The sequence below is a fragment of the Curtobacterium sp. 18060 genome (assembly GCF_902706105.1).
In the GTDB taxonomy this organism is placed as follows: domain Bacteria; phylum Actinomycetota; class Actinomycetes; order Actinomycetales; family Microbacteriaceae; genus Curtobacterium.
In genome coordinates this window covers 1-431 of record NZ_CACSJV010000127.1, presented here as the reverse complement: position 1 = coordinate 431, position 431 = coordinate 1, and the positions used below count along the sequence as shown (strand labels likewise).

The window sequence follows — 431 nt, the reverse complement described above, 5'->3', positions numbered from 1 at the left end:
GAGACGAAGCCGGCTCGGCCCTGCGCCGCAAGACCTTCGACATCGAGCAGCACCTGCTCGTGGAGGCCATCTACCGCCGCTACCACTACGACTTCCGCGGCTACGCGCAGGCCTCGCTCAAGCGGCGCCTGCAGTCGGCGCTCACGCGCTTCCACTGCCGCACGCTCTCGCAGCTGCAGCACCTCATCCTGCACGACCCGGAAGTATTCCCGGCCATGCTCGAATACCTCACCGTGCAGGTGAGCGAGATGTTCCGCGACCCGAGCTACTTCCGCGCGCTGCGCGAGACCGTGGTGCCCGTGCTGCGCACCTACCCGTCGCTCAAGATCTGGGTGGCCGGCTGCAGCACTGGCGAGGAGGTGTATTCGCTCGCCATCCTGCTGCGCGAGGAGGGCCTGCTGGAGCGCACGCTGATCTACGCGACCGACATC

Annotated in this window: 1 protein-coding gene; it reads left to right on the top strand. The window is 67.3% G+C overall.

The window, feature by feature from the left end; genetic code table 11:
* Positions 1-431, top strand: a 431-nt coding sequence (locus tag GVL05_RS19875) for a CheR family methyltransferase (RefSeq protein ID WP_327785650.1), incomplete at both ends; no start/stop codon positions are given.